The sequence below is a fragment of the Sinomonas sp. T428B genome (assembly GCF_056780155.1).
On record NZ_JBRAZR010000001.1, the window covers coordinates 3,190,903 to 3,206,294 of the forward strand.

Annotated in this window: 13 protein-coding genes; 3 read left to right on the plus strand and 10 right to left on the minus strand. The window is 72.9% G+C overall.

What is annotated here, in order from left to right; genetic code table 11:
- Positions 1-64: 64 nt before the first annotated feature.
- A complete protein-coding gene (locus ACUYMY_RS14755; protein WP_481705069.1) occupies positions 65-1,180 on the minus strand; it encodes an acetoin utilization protein AcuC in 1,116 nt (371 codons plus the stop codon).
- Between the two features lie 289 nt (positions 1,181-1,469).
- Between ACUYMY_RS14755 and ACUYMY_RS14760 the strand changes: the two genes are divergently transcribed.
- Positions 1,470-2,882, plus strand: a complete 1,413-nt coding sequence (locus ACUYMY_RS14760) for a TrkH family potassium uptake protein (protein ID WP_481704284.1) — start codon at positions 1,470-1,472, stop codon at positions 2,880-2,882.
- Positions 2,883-2,934: 52 nt separating this feature from the next.
- Complete coding sequence (locus tag ACUYMY_RS14765; protein WP_077489106.1) at positions 2,935-3,573, plus strand: potassium channel family protein; 639 nt, start codon at positions 2,935-2,937, stop codon at positions 3,571-3,573.
- A gap of 16 nt (positions 3,574-3,589) precedes the next feature.
- Here the strand turns inward: ACUYMY_RS14765 and ACUYMY_RS14770 are convergent, their stop codons facing one another.
- From ACUYMY_RS14770 to ACUYMY_RS14805, 8 genes are all read right to left on the minus strand, one after another.
- A complete protein-coding gene (locus ACUYMY_RS14770; RefSeq protein ID WP_481704285.1) occupies positions 3,590-4,438 on the minus strand; it encodes a uracil-DNA glycosylase in 849 nt (282 codons plus the stop codon).
- Positions 4,439-4,470: 32 nt separating this feature from the next.
- Positions 4,471-5,301 (minus strand): pyrroline-5-carboxylate reductase, encoded by an 831-nt coding sequence (gene proC, locus ACUYMY_RS14775; RefSeq protein WP_481704286.1) that lies wholly within the window; start codon positions 5,299-5,301, stop codon positions 4,471-4,473.
- Between the two features lie 429 nt (positions 5,302-5,730).
- Entirely contained in the window at positions 5,731-6,555 is an 825-nt protein-coding gene (locus ACUYMY_RS14780; protein ID WP_481705070.1) for a sugar phosphate isomerase/epimerase family protein, read from the minus strand.
- A gap of 116 nt (positions 6,556-6,671) precedes the next feature.
- Positions 6,672-7,691: a Ppx/GppA family phosphatase gene (locus ACUYMY_RS14785; RefSeq protein ID WP_481704287.1), complete on the minus strand. Its 1,020-nt coding sequence runs from the start codon at positions 7,689-7,691 to the stop codon at positions 6,672-6,674.
- A gap of 7 nt (positions 7,692-7,698) precedes the next feature.
- Entirely contained in the window at positions 7,699-8,259 is a 561-nt protein-coding gene (locus ACUYMY_RS14790; protein ID WP_481704288.1) for an SseB family protein, read from the minus strand.
- The gene (topA, locus tag ACUYMY_RS14795; protein WP_481704289.1) at positions 8,256-11,054 is read right to left on the minus strand and encodes a type I DNA topoisomerase; all 2,799 of its coding nucleotides are present in this window, start codon (positions 11,052-11,054) and stop codon (positions 8,256-8,258) included. The genes ACUYMY_RS14790 and topA overlap by 4 nt, the downstream gene beginning before the upstream one ends.
- Positions 11,055-11,209: 155 nt before the next feature.
- The gene (locus ACUYMY_RS14800) at positions 11,210-11,872 is read right to left on the minus strand and encodes an ArsR/SmtB family transcription factor (protein ID WP_481704290.1); all 663 of its coding nucleotides are present in this window, start codon (positions 11,870-11,872) and stop codon (positions 11,210-11,212) included.
- A gap of 70 nt (positions 11,873-11,942) precedes the next feature.
- Positions 11,943-13,595: a DUF7059 domain-containing protein gene (locus ACUYMY_RS14805; protein WP_481704291.1), complete on the minus strand. Its 1,653-nt coding sequence runs from the start codon at positions 13,593-13,595 to the stop codon at positions 11,943-11,945.
- Between the two features lie 221 nt (positions 13,596-13,816).
- On the opposite strand from ACUYMY_RS14805, the gene ACUYMY_RS14810 reads away from it, so the two are divergent.
- The gene (locus tag ACUYMY_RS14810) at positions 13,817-14,362 is read left to right on the plus strand and encodes a hypothetical protein (protein ID WP_481704292.1); all 546 of its coding nucleotides are present in this window, start codon (positions 13,817-13,819) and stop codon (positions 14,360-14,362) included.
- Here ACUYMY_RS14810 and trhO read toward each other — a convergent pair.
- Positions 14,349-15,347: an oxygen-dependent tRNA uridine(34) hydroxylase TrhO gene (gene trhO, locus ACUYMY_RS14815; protein WP_481704293.1), complete on the minus strand. Its 999-nt coding sequence runs from the start codon at positions 15,345-15,347 to the stop codon at positions 14,349-14,351. The genes ACUYMY_RS14810 and trhO overlap by 14 nt on opposite strands.
- Positions 15,348-15,392: the final 45 nt, after the last annotated feature.

Sequence of the window (15,392 nt, forward strand, 5' to 3'; positions counted from 1 at the left end):
CTCATTCCTCGGTATGTGACGGGCAGCCCGAACCTCGGGCGGCCGCGGCGGCGTGCGTGGCGCCTCAGTCGAACCACGGGTCGAGCCCGTGGAGCGGGAAGACTTCCTTGCGGGTGGCCATGACCGACCGGTCGAGGGCGTCGTTCGGGTTGACCCCGATGTCCCACGAGCGCCACCACAGGTCCGTGCCCTCCCCCATCACCGCCGGCGCCGTGCGGCCGTACCGCTCGCGGACGTAGTCGCGCCACTCGGGCGGCGTCGGCGCGCCGAGCTGCACGGGGCGCCCGACGGCGATCCCCACCACGTGCGCCCACGCCCGGGGCACGACCTCGACCACCTCGTACCCCCCGCCGCCCGTGGCGAGCCAGCGGCCCTCACAGAATCGACGCGCGAGCGAGGCGATGGTCAGGGCGGCCGCGCGCTGCGCGTCCACCGAGACTGCGAGGTTCGTGAGCGGGTCGAGGCCGTGCGCGTCGCAGCCGTGCTGGCTCACGATCACGTCGGGCCGGAACGACTCGACGAGCGGCGGGACGGTCGCGTGGAAGGCGCGCAGCCATCCGGCGTCGCCGGTGCCCGCGGGGAGGGCGACGTTGACGGCCGTCCCCGGGGCGTCGGGCCCGCCGGTCTCGTTCGCGAAGCCCGTCCCGGGGAAGAGGCTCAGGCCGCTCTCGTGCAGCGAGATGGTCATGACGCGCGGCTCGTCCCAGAAGATGGCCTGCGTGCCGTCGCCGTGGTGCGCGTCGATGTCGATGTAGGCAACCCGCGCGGCCCCGCCGTCCAGGAGCCGCCGGATCGCCGCCGCGGCGTCGTTGTAGATGCAGAAACCGCTCGCCCGGTCCGCCGCCGCATGGTGCAGCCCGCCGGCGAAGTTCACGGCGTGGAGGGCCGATCCGTCGAGGATGGCCTCGGCCCCCTCGAGGGACGCGCCCGCGATCCGGGCCGCCGCCTCGTGCATTCCGGCGAAGGCCGGGTCGTCCTCGGTGCCGAGTCCCCGCAGCGGGTCGGCCCGCGCCGGGTCCTCGCTCGCGCGGCGCACCGCGGCGATGTACTGGGACGTGTGCACGGTGCCCAGCTCGGCGTCGTCCGCAACGTGCGGAGCGGCGACGTGCACGGCCGGGTGTCCGAAGAGGCCGAGGTCGCGGCACAGGCGGGCCGTGAGGTCCAGCCGCGCGGGGTTCATCGGGTGCCCGGGGCCGAAGTCGTAGGCGAGCAGCTCCTCGCTCCACGCGACACGGGTCCGGTGCCCGTCCCCCGGTGCGGCGCCGGGGAGGCCGGCGGCCTCCGGCTGCGCTGCGGGATCGGACATGCTGCAAGGCTACCCGACCGGCCACAGGCAGCCGGCGCGATGCCGACGACGGCGGGCGGGCGCCGTCGTGCCAACGGTGCCGCGACAGGGGCGTGCGAGTGGTTTACTGAGACAGATAGTGGCCGCCCCCGGGCGGCGAGGATGTCGGAGGGACACGTACCCCATGGCCCAGACACCCCAGGTGTGGGAGCCGGCGCCCGAGCGCGAGGGGCTCGGTCCCCTCACGGGCCTGCGCGACTTCGTGGACCGCGTCGCGGCCTCGTCGCCGGCGCGCCTCGCGATGCTCGCGTTCACCACCGTGATCCTCGTCTTCACCGCGCTGCTCTCGCTGCCGATCTCGGCCGCGAACGGCGAGGTCACCCCGCTCCATCAGGCCCTCTTCACCGCAGTCTCCGCCGTGTGCGTCACGGGCCTGACGGTCGTCTCGACGGCGGTGCACTGGACGTTCTTCGGGCAGCTCGTGATCCTGCTCGGGATCTTCGTGGGCGGTCTGGGCACGCTCACGATCGCCTCGCTCCTGACCCTCATGGTGTCCCGCCGGCTGGGCCTTCGCAGCAAGCTCATCGCCCAGGAGGCGCTGAACAACTCGAGCCGCCTCGGCGAGGTCGGCGAGCTCCTGCGCGTCGTGATCGTGACGTCGGTCGTGATCGAGGGGACGCTCGCGGTGGTCCTCACAGGCCGGTTCCTCGTGCTGGGCGAGGGCTGGTGGCAGTCGCTGTGGCACGGCGTCTTCTACTCGATCTCCGCGTTCAACAACGCGGGGTTCACCCCGCACTCGGACGGGATCGTCCCGTACGAGGAGGACCTGTGGATCCTCGTGCCGCTCATGATCGGCGGGTTCGTGGGCTCGCTCGGGTTCCCCGTGATCCTCGGCCTGCGCCAGGCGGGGCTGCGCTGGTCGCGCTGGAGCCTGCACGTCAAGCTCACGATCCAGGTCTCGGCGATCCTCGTGGGCCTGGGCACCATCCTGTGGGGCTGGATGGAATGGGACAACCCGCGCACCATCGCGGGCATGACGGCGGGGGACAAGATCCTGCACGCCCTCTTCGCCTCCGTCATGACCCGCTCCTGCGGATTCAACCTCGTCGATCAGAACCAGATGGAGGGCACGACCCTCCTGCTCACCGATGCCCTCATGTTCGCCGGCGGGGGCTCGGCGTCGACGGGCGGAGGCATCAAGGTCACCACGATCGCCGTCATGTTCCTGGCCATCATGGCGGAGGTGCGCGGCGATGCCGACGTCAAGGCCTACGGCCGCACGATCCCCGAGAGTGCCCTGCGCGTCGCGATCTCGGTCATGGTCGCTGGCGCGACGATGGTGCTCGTCGGCTGCTTCCTCATGGCCGCCATCACGGCCGAGCCCCTGGACCGGATCATGTTCGAGGTCATCTCGGCGTTCGCGACCTGCGGGCTCAGCACGAACCTGAGCGCCGAGGCCCCGCCCGCGGGCGCCTATGTCCTCTCGGCGCTCATGTTCGCCGGCCGCCTGGGCACGATCACGCTCGCGTCGGCGTTGACGGTCCGGCAGCGCATCCAGCTCTACCACTACCCCGAAGAGAGGCCGATCATTGGCTAGCCCCAGTCCCTCCACCAGCCCGTCGACCCGCCGCCCGCACCCCTCGGCGCCGGTGCTCGTCATCGGGCTCGGCCGGTTCGGCTCGGCGACCGCCGAACAGCTCGTCAAGCAGGGCCGGGAGGTCCTCGCGATCGAGCGGGACGTGTCCCTTGTCCAGAAGTGGTCCGGGACCCTGACCCACGTCGTGCAGGCGGACGCGACCAACATCGACGCGCTCCGCCAGCTCGGCGCGCAGGAGTTCCAGTCCGCCGTCGTCGGCGTGGGGACCTCGATCGAGTCCTCGGTGCTCATCACGGCGAACCTCGTGGACCTGGGCATCGAGCACCTCTGGGTCAAGGCGATCACGCCCTCGCACGGCAAGATCCTCACCCGCATCGGCGCGAACCACGTGATCTACCCCGAGGCGGACGCCGGCGTGCGTGCGGCGCACCTCGTGAGCGGGCGCATGCTGGACTTCATCGAGTTCGACGACGACTTCGCGATCGTCAAGATGTACCCGCCGAAGGAGACCCAGGGCTTCACGCTTGCGGAGTCCCAGGTCCGCTCGAAGTACGGCGTGACGATCGTGGGCGTGAAGAGCCCGGGCGAGGACTTCACCTACGCGCAGCCGCACACCAAGGTCAGCAGCCGGGACATGCTCATCGTCTCGGGCCACGTGGACCTCCTCGAGCGCTTCGCCGCGAGGCCGTAGGAGGGGCGCAGGCACCTCACAGCCGCAGCAGGGCGGCGTCGAGCATCTCCTCGGTGAGGCGCTTCGTAGAGGTGTTGTGCGGGCTCACGTGGTAGCAGCCGAGGAGCCGGACGGCGCCTCGCCCCGAGAGGCCCTCGCCCTGGAGGCCGAGCAGCGCCTCGGCCCCGTGCCCGAACGCGGGCTTGGGCCGCGGCACGTCCCACCCGAGGCGCCGCCCCGCGGCGAGCACGGCGTTCCACGCGATGCCGCCGAGCGCGAGCACCGAGTCGAGCCCCTGCGGCGACGCCGCCGTGAGGGCGAGGTCCCGGTCGAGCCAGTGCCCGCACGCGGCCAGCTCGGCCGGGGTGGGCCGGTTCGCGGGCGGGGCGCAGCGCACCGAGGCGAGGATGCGGAGCCCTGTCAGCACCAGGCCGTCCCCCGCGGCGAGCGAGACGGGCTGGCTCGCGTAGCCCGTGCGGTGGAGGGCGGCGTAGAGCCAGTCGCCGGAGCGGTCGCCGGTGAACATCCGGCCCGTGCGGTTGGTGCCGTTGGCCGCGGGCGCGAGTCCGACGATGAGCTTCCGCGCCGCGGGGTCCCCGAAGGACGGGCCGGGCCGCCCCCAGTAGGGCTCGGCCGCGAAGGCCGCGCGGCGGCCCGAGACGGCCACGGCCTCCCGCCACTCGACGAGGCGCGGGCATCCTCGGCAGACGGAGCTCCGCGCGTCGACCTCCTCCACGGTCGTCGCGGCCGCCGCGAGGCGTGCGACGTCCGACGCCGAGCGGGCGACGGGCGTCTCTGCGGTCGCGGGGTCGCCGGGCCACCCGGCCCCCGGAGGCACCGGCGAGTCGAAGGGCTGGCCCGTGATGGGGTGCGGTTCGGCGCGCACGACCTCACCTCACCGATGCTCGGGTCGGGCGATCAGCCGAGCTCGGCCGTGATCTGCTGGCTGCGCGCCGTCGCGGCCTTCGCCCCGTCGGCGACGATGCCGGGCAGCCCGCGCTCGTCGAAGACGGCGATGGCGCGCTCGGTGGTCCCGTTCGGGCTCGTGACCCCGCGGCGCAGGGCCGTCGGGTCGGCGCCGGGCTCGGCCAGCATGAGGCCCGCCCCCACCACGGTCTCGCGCGCGAGGATGAGGGACAGCTCCGGGTCGAGGCCAAGAGCCTCCCCCGCGGCGGCCATCGCCTCGGCGAGGTAGAAGACGTAGGCCGGGCCCGAACCGCTCACGGCGGAGACGGCGTCGATCTGGTCCTCGGGCACGGTCACCGCGTAGCCGACGGCGGAGAACAGCTCGGTCGCGCGGGCTACATGTTCGGGACCCGCGTGCGTCCCGCCGGCGAGGGCGACGACGCCGCGGCCCACGCGCGCGGGGGTGTTGGGCATCGTGCGGATCACGGGCTGCCCCTCCGGGAGCGCCCGCTCGAGCTGGGCGATCGACACGGCGGCGGCGACGCTCACGACGACGGTCGAGGGGGAGAGCGCCGGGGCGATGGACGCCGCGAGGTCGGCGATGCCAACCGGCTTGACGCCGAGGATCACGACCCCGGCGCCGCGGACGGCCTCAAGGTTCGCCTCCTCTTCCTCGCTCGTGGCGATGACGGTGACGCCGTGCTTCGCGGCGAGCTGGGCGGCCCGCTCGGAGCGGCGCACCGTGGCCACGACGTCGGTCGCATGGACCCCCGAGGCCAGCAGGCCCGACATGATGGCCTCGTTCATGGATCCGCAGCCGAGGAAGGCGATCTTGTTGGTCATGCCCCCATCCTGCCAGCCGGGGCATCGGCTCGCATTCCCAGCTTGCTCCCATGAATCGCCCGGGGTCCTCCCATAGGCGCTTCCTAGAGTGGGGACTACCTCACAGGGTGCGAGTGATGGAAGCGGCGGGTCTCCCCGGATCCGCTGCACAGGGCGCCGGCAGCACGGGTTGGTTCACACCTCCCGCCTGCCGGCGCCCTTCCCGCTTTCCGGGGCTTCGGGGCGGCCCCTCCGGCCCGGTCTCACAGGGTACTCCCAGCCAAAACCGTGGCATCCTCCCAGACGCCGGGCGTATGGTGGAACCACTCATTAGGTGCGAGTGATGGGCCCGTCCGGTTCTCCGGATTGGTCCCAGACGCCGGGGCGGTGCAGGAGATTTCCCCCCAATGTTTCCTGCTATACCGTCCCGGCGTTCTGCGTTTAAAACCCCTAGCGCGTGACGGTCTGCCCGAGGTGCGTGCGGGCGAACTCGAGGGTTTCGGCGAGCAGACGCTCCCGGTCCCCCGCCCCGCGCGCCTTGCGGGTGCTGATCTCCGCCACGATGGCGCCCTCGAAGCCGTTGCCCGCGAGGTACTGGAGGCATTCGGCCACCTGCTGCGTGCCACGGCCGGGGACGAGGTGCTCATCGCGGAAGGTCCGGCCCGAGCCGTCGGTGAGGTGCACGTGCCGCACGGTGCTTCCGAGGGCCTTGAGCGCGGCGAGGCTGTCCTCCCGCGCGGTCGCGGCGTGCGAGAAGTCCCAGGTCACGTCGCGGTACCCCTGCCCGACCGGGTCCCAGTGGGGCAGGTACGCGAGGGTCTCCCGACCGCGGACCCGCCACGGGTACATGTTCTCGACGGCGATCCGGACGCCGAACGCGTCCGCGAGGTCCCGCACGCCGTGGGCGAAGGTCTCCGCGTAGGCGCCCTGCCAGCGGAACGGCGGGTGGACGACGATCGTGTCGCAGCCCACCTCGAGCGCCATCTTGCACGACTGGCTGATCTTGTTCCACGCCGGCCCCCAGACCTGCTGGGTCAGCAGGAGGGTCGGTGCGTGGATCGAGACGATCGGCTGGCCATAGCGCTCGGCCAGATGGATGAGCTCGTCCGCCTTCTGGCTTGTGGCGTTGTTCGTGACCATGACCTCGACCCCGTCGAAGCCGAGGTCGGAGGCCACCGCGAACGCGTCGTGGATGCTCAGCGGGTACACGGACGCGCTCGAGAGGGCCACGGGGATGTGTCGGTCGAGGACCTCATCGCTGACCACGTCCTGCATCTGCTCCCCCTCGGTCCCGGCCGCTCTCTGGCCCCCGGACGTCCGCCCGAACGGCGTGTGTCCGTCCGGCATCTGCTCTGCCGGCATCTGCTCTGCCGGCATCTGCTCGGCGCCCGTCACGCGCGCGCCCTCGACGGGTGGAGGCGCGCGGCCCTGAGCCGCTCGCTCGCGATGGGCTCGATGTGCGCCGGCGGCTCGAGCGGGCCCTCGAAGACGAGCTGGTCGAGGCGGCGGAGGATGAGGCCCTCGCGCAGCGCCCACGGGCAGATCTCGAGCTCCTCGATCTCGAACAGCTCCATCGCGGCCTCCGCCGCGAGGGCCCCCGCGAGGAGCTGCCGGGCGCGAGCCTCGGAGACGCCCGGGAGGTGGATGCGGTCCGAGGCGGCCATGGCCGAGATGCGCTGGGCCCACAGGCCGAGGTCCGTGCGGGTCAGGATGCGGCGGACGTAGGGGCCCGCCGCGGACGGCGCCGCCCCGGAGATGCGGGCGAGGGAGCGGAAGGTCTTCGACGTCCCGGTGACGAGGTTGGGCGGCCCGAAGGGCTCGAAGTCCTTGACCACGGGCTTGAGCGTCTCCCGGATGTAGCGCCGCACGTCCTTGATGCTCTTGGCGCTCGGCGGGTCCTCGGGCAGCCAGTCCCGGGTGAGGCGCTGCGCTCCGAGCGGCACGGAGGTGGCGACGGCGGGCAGGGAGTCGTGGCCCATCGCGAGCTCGAACGAGCCGCCGCCGATGTCGAGGTCGAGGATCGTCCCGGCGCCCCAGCCGTACCAGCGGCGGACGGCGAAGAAGGTCATCGCCGCCTCCTCGGGCCCCGTGAGCTCCTGGAGCATCACGTGCGCCTCGCGCTGGACCCGGTCCAGCACGGCCTCCCCGTTCGTCGCCTCGCGGATCGCCGAGGTGCAGAACGCGAGGAGGTCCTCCGCGTGATGCCTGCCCGCGAACGCCCAGGCCTCCTGGACGAAGTCGACGAGCTCGCGCTGGCCCGCCTCGTTGATGCTCCCGTCCGCGTCGAGGAACCTCACAAGGGAGAGCGGGCGCTTGTGCGACGCGTACGCGACGGGCTGAGCGCCGGGATGGGCGTCCACCAGGAGCAGGTGCACGGTGTTCGAACCGATGTCGAGGACGCCTAGACGCATGAGCTTATTATTCCCCGGCCTGGCCCGAGCCGGTCTCGCCCGGCACGGCTTCTCCCGGCACGGTCTCGCCCGGCTCTGCCGGGCGGAAGTCGCGCAGGACGGCGGCCACGTGCTCGCTGCTGAGCTCGAAGCCGTATGCGCTGCCCGGGTTGAGGACCACCCCGAGCTCGGTGCCGAGGTTCTGCAGGAGCAGGGCCCCCTGCGTCTCCACGACCGTGGGGGCGTGCTCGAGGAAGTCCGGCCGGATCCTCGCGCGGTGGGTGAAGGCCGCGACGAGCGGCTTGCCCTCGCCGTTCGTGAGGACGAGCGGCTCGACGTACTCTGTCTCCCCCGGCACGGGCTCGGGCACGAGCAGGCACACAAGGCCGTTGAGGAACGCGAGGATCGGCGCCGTCTCGGCGTTCTCCCCCTCGCCGCCCTGGTTCTCGGCGGCCGCCGCTAGGGCCTCCTCGAGCTCCGTGAGCGGGGCGGGGTCGAGGTGTGCGGGGACCCCGCCGTCGCCCTCCGCCGGCGTTCCGGGAGTCCCAGTCGCTGTTCCGTCCTCGCTGGTCCCGTGCGTTTCGCTCATTTCGCTCCTGCCTTCGTCCGGCCTCCGCCGGAGCGGCCGCGCGACGCCGGGCGCTTGGCCGGGCCCTTCGCGCGCTTCTCGGCGAGCAGCTCGATCGCACGCTCGCGCGTGAGCTCCTCGATGGCCGTGCTGCGCGGCACGGTGATGTTCGTGACCCCGTCCGTGATGTACGGGCCGAAGCGGCCCTCCTTGACCACGATCGGCTTGCCCGACGTCGGGTCCTCGCCGAACTCCGCAAGCGGCGGGGTCGCAGTGCGGCCGCCCCGGGTCTTGGGCTGGGAGTAGATCTCGAGGGCCTGCTCGAGGGTGATCGTGAAGATCTCCTCCTCGCTGCCGATCGACCGCGAGTCGGTCCCCTTCTTCAGGTACGGGCCGAAGCGGCCGTTCTGCACCGTGATGGCGTTGCCCTCCGCGTCCTCACCGAGGCGGCGGGGCAGGCTCATGAGGGCCAGAGCCTCCTCGAGCGTGACCGTGTCGACAGTCATCGACTTGAAGAGCGAGCCCGTGCGCGGCTTGACCTTGGCGGGCTTCTTCGGCGGCTTGGGCTTGCCGTTCTTGTAGTACTCGACCGGCTGGGCGGCGAGCTGCTCGGGGGTCGGCTCGGGGATCACCTCGGTGACGTAGGCGCCGTAGCGCCCGTTCTTGGCGACGACGGTGTGCCCGGTGAGCGGGTCGGTGCCGAGGACGCGCTCTTCGGGACCCGCGCTCTCCATGAGCTCGCGCGCCTTCTCGGCCGTGAGCTCGTCGGGGGCGAGGTCGTCCGGGACGTTGGCGCGCTCGGGGACCGTGCCCTCCGGGGCGCCCTCGGGCAGCGGCTTCTCGAGGTACGGGCCGTACTTGCCCACCCGCAGGACGATGCCCGGGGCGATCTCGACCGAGTTGACCTCGCGGGCATCGATCTCCCCGAGGCCGTTGACGATCCGGGTCAGGCCGGGGTTGTCGTCGTCGCCGAAGTAGAAGTGGCTGAGCCATTCGGAGCCGGCCTGCTCGCCCGCGGCGATCCGGTCGAGGTCCTCCTCCATCTCCGCCGTGAAGTCGTAGTCGACGTAGTCGTGGAAGTGCTCCTCGAGGAGGCGCACGACAGAGAACGCGATCCAGCTCGGCACGAGGGCCGTGCCGCGAGAGCGCACGTAGCCGCGGTCCATGATGGTCGAGATGGTCGCCGCGTAGGTGGAGGGGCGGCCGATGCCACGCTCCTCGAGCGTCTTGACGAGCGAGGCCTCGGTGTACCGCGGCGGCGGGGAGGTCTGGTGCCCGTTGGGCGCGAGCTCGAGGGCGTCGAGGGCCTGCCCCTGGGTGAGCGCGGGGAGGCGGCCGCCCTCGCCGGCGGCCTGCGCCCCGGCGTTCCCGGCACTCCCTGCGTTCTCGGTGTCCTCGCGCGCCTCGTCGCGGCCCTCCTCGTACGCGGCGAGGAAGCCGCGGAAGGTGATGACGGTCCCGGAGGCCGCGAACTCGGCGTCCCGCCCGGCGGCCTCGCCGGAGACGGCGACCGCGCCGAGGCGCACCGTCGCGGTCGAGCCCTTCGCGTCCTCCATCTGAGACGCGACCGTGCGCTTCCAGATGAGCTCGTAGAGGCGGAACTCGTCGCCCGAGAGCTGCTTGGCGACCTGCGCCGGGGTGCGGAACGAGTCCCCCGAGGGGCGGATGGCCTCGTGGGCCTCCTGCGCGTTCTTGGACTTCGACGCGTAGACGCGCGGCGAGCGCGGGACGTACTCGGTGCCGTACAGCTCCGAGGCCTGGCGGCGCGCGGCCGTGACGGCCTGGTCGGACAGGGCCGTCGAGTCGGTACGCATATAGGTGATGTAGCCGTTCTCGTACAGGCGCTGCGCGAGCTGCATCGTCACGCGCGCCGAGAACCGCAGCTTGCGGGCCGCCTCCTGCTGGAGGGTCGAGGTCGTGAACGGGGCCGCCGGACGGCGCGTGTACGGCTTCTCCTCGACGGAGCGGACGGCGAACTCCGCGCCCTCGAGCCCGTCGGCGAGCGCGCGGGCCGCTGCCTCGTCGAGCAGCTGGGCGTTCTTGGCGGTGAGCTGGCCGCGGTCGTCGAAGTCGCGTCCGCTGGCCACCTTCTTGCCGTCGACCGACGCGAGGCGCGCCGTGAAGCTCTGGCGCGCGCCGCCGTCGTCCGCCCCGGCTCCGGACGCCGGCGCGAGCGTCGCCGTCAGGTCCCAGTACTCGGCGGTGCGGAAGGCCATGCGCTCGCGCTCGCGCTCGACGACGAGGCGGGTCGCGACCGACTGCACGCGGCCCGCGGACAGGCCGCCCGCGACCTTGCGCCACAGCACCGGCGAGATCTCGTAGCCGTAGAGCCGGTCGAGGACGCGGCGGGTCTCCTGCGCGTCGACGAGCGACTCGTCGACGTCGCGCAGCTCGGCCATCGCGCGCTGGATGGCCTCCTTGGTGATCTCGGGGAAGGTCAGGCGGTGCACGGGCACCTTGGGCTTGAGCACCTCGAGCAGGTGCCACGCGATGGCCTCGCCCTCGCGGTCACCGTCGGTGGCGAGGTAGAGCTCGTCGGCGTCCTTGAGCTTGGCCTTGAGCTCGGCGACCTTCTTCTTCTTGTCCGGGGAGACGACGTAGTACGGCTCGAAGCCGTGCTCGATGTCGACGGCGAATTTGCCCACCGAGGTCTTCTTGAGCTCGGCCGGGAGGTCCGAGGGCTGCGGGAGGTCGCGGATGTGGCCCATCGAGGCATCGACTTCGAAGCCCTCGCCCAGGTACTGGGCGATGGTCTTGCTCTTGGCCGGCGACTCCACGATCACGAGCTTCTTGCCGGATTTAGCCTTCGTGGCCACGCTACTCCTCGGAAACAGCAACAGTCCTGCCCGCCCCTGGGGCGCGCTGGGGGCGCGGCGGCGGCCGCGCAAGTCCCTAGTTCACCATACGACGGCGGCCGGAGCGCAAGCGCCGCCCGTCCTATGTGGACATCCCCCGCGCCGGAGGCGCGGGCTCAGCTGTCGGTCGGGGCCGCCTTCGCGCGCCGGGAGCGCGGCTTCGCGGGGGCGGCGGCGCTCTCCCGGACCTCGGGGAGCATGGACCACAGGACGTACATCCGCTCGGCACCCTCCGGCTCCTCGCTCCCGGGCGTCTCGTCCGGCTCGAACTCGTCGAGGAGCGCGGACATGCGCCGCTTGAACTCGGCGCGCTGCTCGAGCGTCAGCTTGAGGACGTTGCCCGAGACGACCATGACGGGGCTCTCGTCCGGCTGGCCGTGGCGGAGGGCGTCCTCGCGGTGCCTCGCATGCGCGGAGATGCGCCGGCGGAGCGACTCGAGCTCCATGTCCACGATCGCGAGGCCTGGCGTCTGGCCGGTCGTCGCGGTGTCGAGGTTGAGGTCTGTGCCGGCGGCCTTCCAGCGCCGCTCGCGGCCGTCCCCGTCGCTGGGCGCGTCGACGACGATGCCCCACTTCTTGAGCGCCCGCAGGTGGTAGCTCATGGCGCTGGGCGTCAGCCCGGTGAAGGCCGCGAGCTCCGTGGCGGTGCGGCTCTTCTGGCTCGAGTAGAGCTCGTTGATGGCCTCGAGCCGCGCCGCATGGGCGAGAGCCCGGATGGCCTTCGGATCGGTGATCCTTACCGGGTTCTCGGTGCGGGGGCTGCGCTTCTTCTCGCTCATGCTGCTTTTTCGTCGATGTGATGTTGGAGTGTAATTAACGCCACACTTGCTATGGTGTCAAGCTTTCTCTTCATAATTGCGCGGCTTCCGTCGGGGCGCCAGCCGGGGCGGCGCCGGGCCGCTCGGCGGGGACGAGGAAGCCGTCGAGGACGAGGTTCGCGGCCTCCGCGAGCAGGCCCTCGCGGAAGGCCTCATCGTCCCTGCCCAGGAGGGCCGCGAGCGCCGTCGCGATCTGCCCGGCCGTGAGCTCGCCGTCGCACGCCGAGACGAAGCCCGCGAGCTCCGTGCTCATGAGGTTCGTGCGGCGGAACCCGGCACCCTGGCGCAGGAGGATCACCCCGGGGTGCTCGGCGCCCGGGCGCTGGTGCCGCTCCTCCGTGACGTCGTCGGCGACGGTGAGCCGCTCCCCCGCGAGCCCGTCGCCGACCCCGGCGAGCCAGTCGGCCCGTTCGACGGCGGCGCCCCAGTGGGGCCCGATCGGCTGCTCGAGCGGGTGCGTGAGCTCCTCGAACCGGTCCAGGCGCGCCTGCCAGGAGGCCGGGCGGCGGAGCCAGACGGCGCCGAACCCGATCGCACCCGTGCCCCGGGCGGCGAAGTCGGCGAGGTAGGCCGCGTAGGAGGCCTCGTAGGCCGCGGGGTCCCGCTGCTGGGACGCGTCCGCGAGCCACGTCTCGGCGTACTGCTCGGGGGCGAGCTCCTCGCGCTGGAGGACCCACGCGTCGAGGCCCTCGGGGATCCAGCGGCGCACGCGCTCGTGCCACTCGGCGCCGTCGGGGATCTCCCAGTTGCCCAGCAGCTGCGCCGTCCCGCCCTCGGCGAGCACGCCCCCGAGGCCCGCGACGAGGTCCGCGACGATCTGGTCCCCGGGGAGGCCCCCGTCCCGGTAGGTGAACTGCTCCTCCGCGGACTCCCCGGCGGTGCGGGGCGTGATGACGAAGGGCGGGTTGGAGACGACGAGGTCGAACCGCTCCCCCGCCACGGGCTCGAGCAGGGATCCGAGCCGCAGCTCGATGCGCTCCCCAGGGTTCTCGGGGTCGATCCCGAGCGCGGGCGCGTTGAGCAGGAGGTTGAACCGCGTGAAGGCGAGCGCCCGCTCCGAGACATCCGTCGCCACGACATGCTCGGCGTGCTCGAGCAGGTGGAAGGCCTGGATCCCACAGCCGGTGCCCAGGTCGAGGGCCCGGGCGACGGGCCTGCGCGCCGTCGCCTGGACGAGCGTCGCCGACGCATGGCCGATCCCGAGGACGTGGTCCGCGCGCAGCACACCGGGGCGCTGGTGCGCGGCCAGGTCGGAGGCGACCCACAGCTGCGTCTGGCCCGCGGCGCCGTCCCACGCGTACGGGCGCAGGTCGACCGTGGAGGCGAGGCGTCCGCCGTCGGCCGGGGCGGCGAGCCGCAGCGCGAGCAGCCCCTCCGCGCCGACGGCGGGCAGGACGGCGTCGAGCTCCCGGGCGGACAGGGGGCGGGCCAGGAGGAAGAAGCGCACGACGGCGGCGAGCCGGGCCCGGCGCGGATCCTCACCGGCGCGGGCGGTCGCCATGAGGGCCGGGACGATCTGGTCGCGGCCGAGGGCCGCGTGCGCGGACGGGCCGAGGAGCTCCGCGACCCCGTCGACGGTGAAGCCCGCCGCGGCGAGGTCGGCCGCGAGCGCGCGCAGCGGCTCGGGCCGGTCGGCGGCGGGGGCATCGAGGGGAGCCGGCTGGACGGGCTCTGCGCTGTTCACCCGGGAAAGTCTAGGCGGCGCCCCGGCCGGGCGGGCCTTTCGGGCGGCCGCCTGGTGCTGCCCGGTCCGCAGGGGCCCGCGGCTCCCACTGGCTCGGGCGCGTGGCGGGGCACGGGCCGGGTGCGGACAATGGACGTGTGGTCGGTCAGAGCCAGAGCGTTCACCGCCAAGGCGGTGAACGCCGTCGGGGGCGCACCGCGGCGAGGGCCTCGCCTCTGGCCGTGCTCGCGGCCTGCGCGGGCGCATGGCTCACGGGGTGCGCCTACGCGTACGACGACGGCCTGCCGCCGCTCGGGCAGCGCGAGGCGTCCGCGAGCGCGGCCGCCGAGGCCAGCGCGTCGGCCGCGGCAGCGGCGGCGTCGGCTGCCGCCCAGAGCCGGAGCCGGGGCTGGTACCCGCGCGACGCCCCGCTCGACGAGCTCTTCGAGGGCCGCGTCCTGCGCTCGTGGGCCCGGGCGATGCTCCCGGACGAGCACGGCCAGTCCGTCGGCTTCGGCGCGGCCGCCGTGCACCCGGGCGCGCAGCCTCAGGCCCTCCACGCCGCGGTGGCCGCGGGGACGACGACCGTACGGTTCGTGTGCCGCGGGCCGGGGTCCGCGAGCGTGACCGTGCGCGTCGGGGACAGCGTCCCGCTCGCGCTCGACTTCGGCTGCAACCGGGCGCACGCCCGCGTCATCACGGTCCCGGAGGCGGGCACCGTCGAGGTCGTCTTCGCCGCCGCCGGGAACGCGCCGTCGAACGTCGCCTTCCGGCTCACGCGCCCCTGACGCCGGCGGGGGCGGGCGCGTCCGCGCCGGGCGCGTCCGCCCGGGGCAAGTCCGTACCTGGCGCGCCTGCCCCGGGCAGGTCCAGCTCGGCAGAGTACCCGCACCCGCCGGGGCACACGAGCGGCTCGGACGACGCCGCGCACGCGGAGCAGTAGAGCGTGAGCTCCCGGCAGGCCGGGTTGGCGCAGTTGTGGAAGTCGCTCGTCGGCGACTCGCAGCGCGCGCAGCGGCCGATCGTGACCGCGTCGGGGCTGAACTCGAGGCGCATGCGCCGGTCGAAGACGTAGAGCGAGCCCTCCCACAGGCCCGCGTCGCCGAACTGCTCGCCGTACCGCACGATCCCGCCGTCGAGCTGGTAAACCTCCTGGAAGCCGCGCTGGCGCATGTGGGCCGTGAGGACCTCGCAGCGGATCCCGCCCGTGCAGTAGGTGACCACGGGCTGGTCCTTGAGGCCGTCGTACTTGCCCGAATCGAGCTCGGCCAGGAAGTCGTGCGTCGTCGCGGTGTCGGGGACGACCGCGCCCTTGAACCGGCCGATCTCGGCCTCGAAGGCGTTGCGGCCGTCGAAGAAGACGACCTCGCGGCCGGAGGCGCGGCCGGCGTCGACGAGCTCGTGGAGCTGCCCGGGGGTCAGCTTCTCGCCGCCGCCGACGACCCCGCCCTCGTCCACGACGAGCTCCTCCGGGGCCCCGAACGTCACGAGCTCCGGGCGGACCTTGACGGACAGCCGCGGGAAGTCCTCGGCCCCGCCCTCGGACCACTTGACGTCGATCCCGCGGAACCCGGGGTACTCCTTGGTGGCTCGCAGGTAGCGCTTGACGGCGCCGAGCTCGCCGCCGACGGTCGCGTTGATCCCGTCCGGCGAGACGATGATGCGCCCCGTGAGCCCGAGGCCCTCGCACAGGGTGCGCTGCCACAGCCGGACGGCCTCCGGATCGGCGAGCGGGGTGAAGCAGTAGAAGAGGACAATACGGTGCAGGGCCACCCATCAAGGGTACGCAAGCGTGGCAGTGAACGGCCGGTGACAGTT

Excerpts from the sequence above, each read along its gene's own strand:
- ACUYMY_RS14755 (WP_481705069.1), bottom strand. The coding sequence starts at position 1,180 with ATGAACCCCGCGCGGCTGGACCTCACGGCCCGCCTGTGCCGCGACCTC.
- ACUYMY_RS14760 (WP_481704284.1), top strand. The coding sequence starts at position 1,470 with ATGGCCCAGACACCCCAGGTGTGGGAGCCGGCGCCCGAGCGCGAGGGG.
- proC (WP_481704286.1), bottom strand. The coding sequence starts at position 5,301 with ATGACCAACAAGATCGCCTTCCTCGGCTGCGGATCCATGAACGAGGCC.
- ACUYMY_RS14780 (WP_481705070.1), bottom strand. The coding sequence starts at position 6,555 with ATGCAGGACGTGGTCAGCGATGAGGTCCTCGACCGACACATCCCCGTG.
- ACUYMY_RS14785 (WP_481704287.1), bottom strand. The coding sequence starts at position 7,691 with ATGCGTCTAGGCGTCCTCGACATCGGTTCGAACACCGTGCACCTGCTC.
- ACUYMY_RS14790 (WP_481704288.1), bottom strand. The coding sequence starts at position 8,259 with ATGAGCGAAACGCACGGGACCAGCGAGGACGGAACAGCGACTGGGACT.
- ACUYMY_RS14800 (WP_481704290.1), bottom strand. The coding sequence starts at position 11,872 with ATGAGCGAGAAGAAGCGCAGCCCCCGCACCGAGAACCCGGTAAGGATC.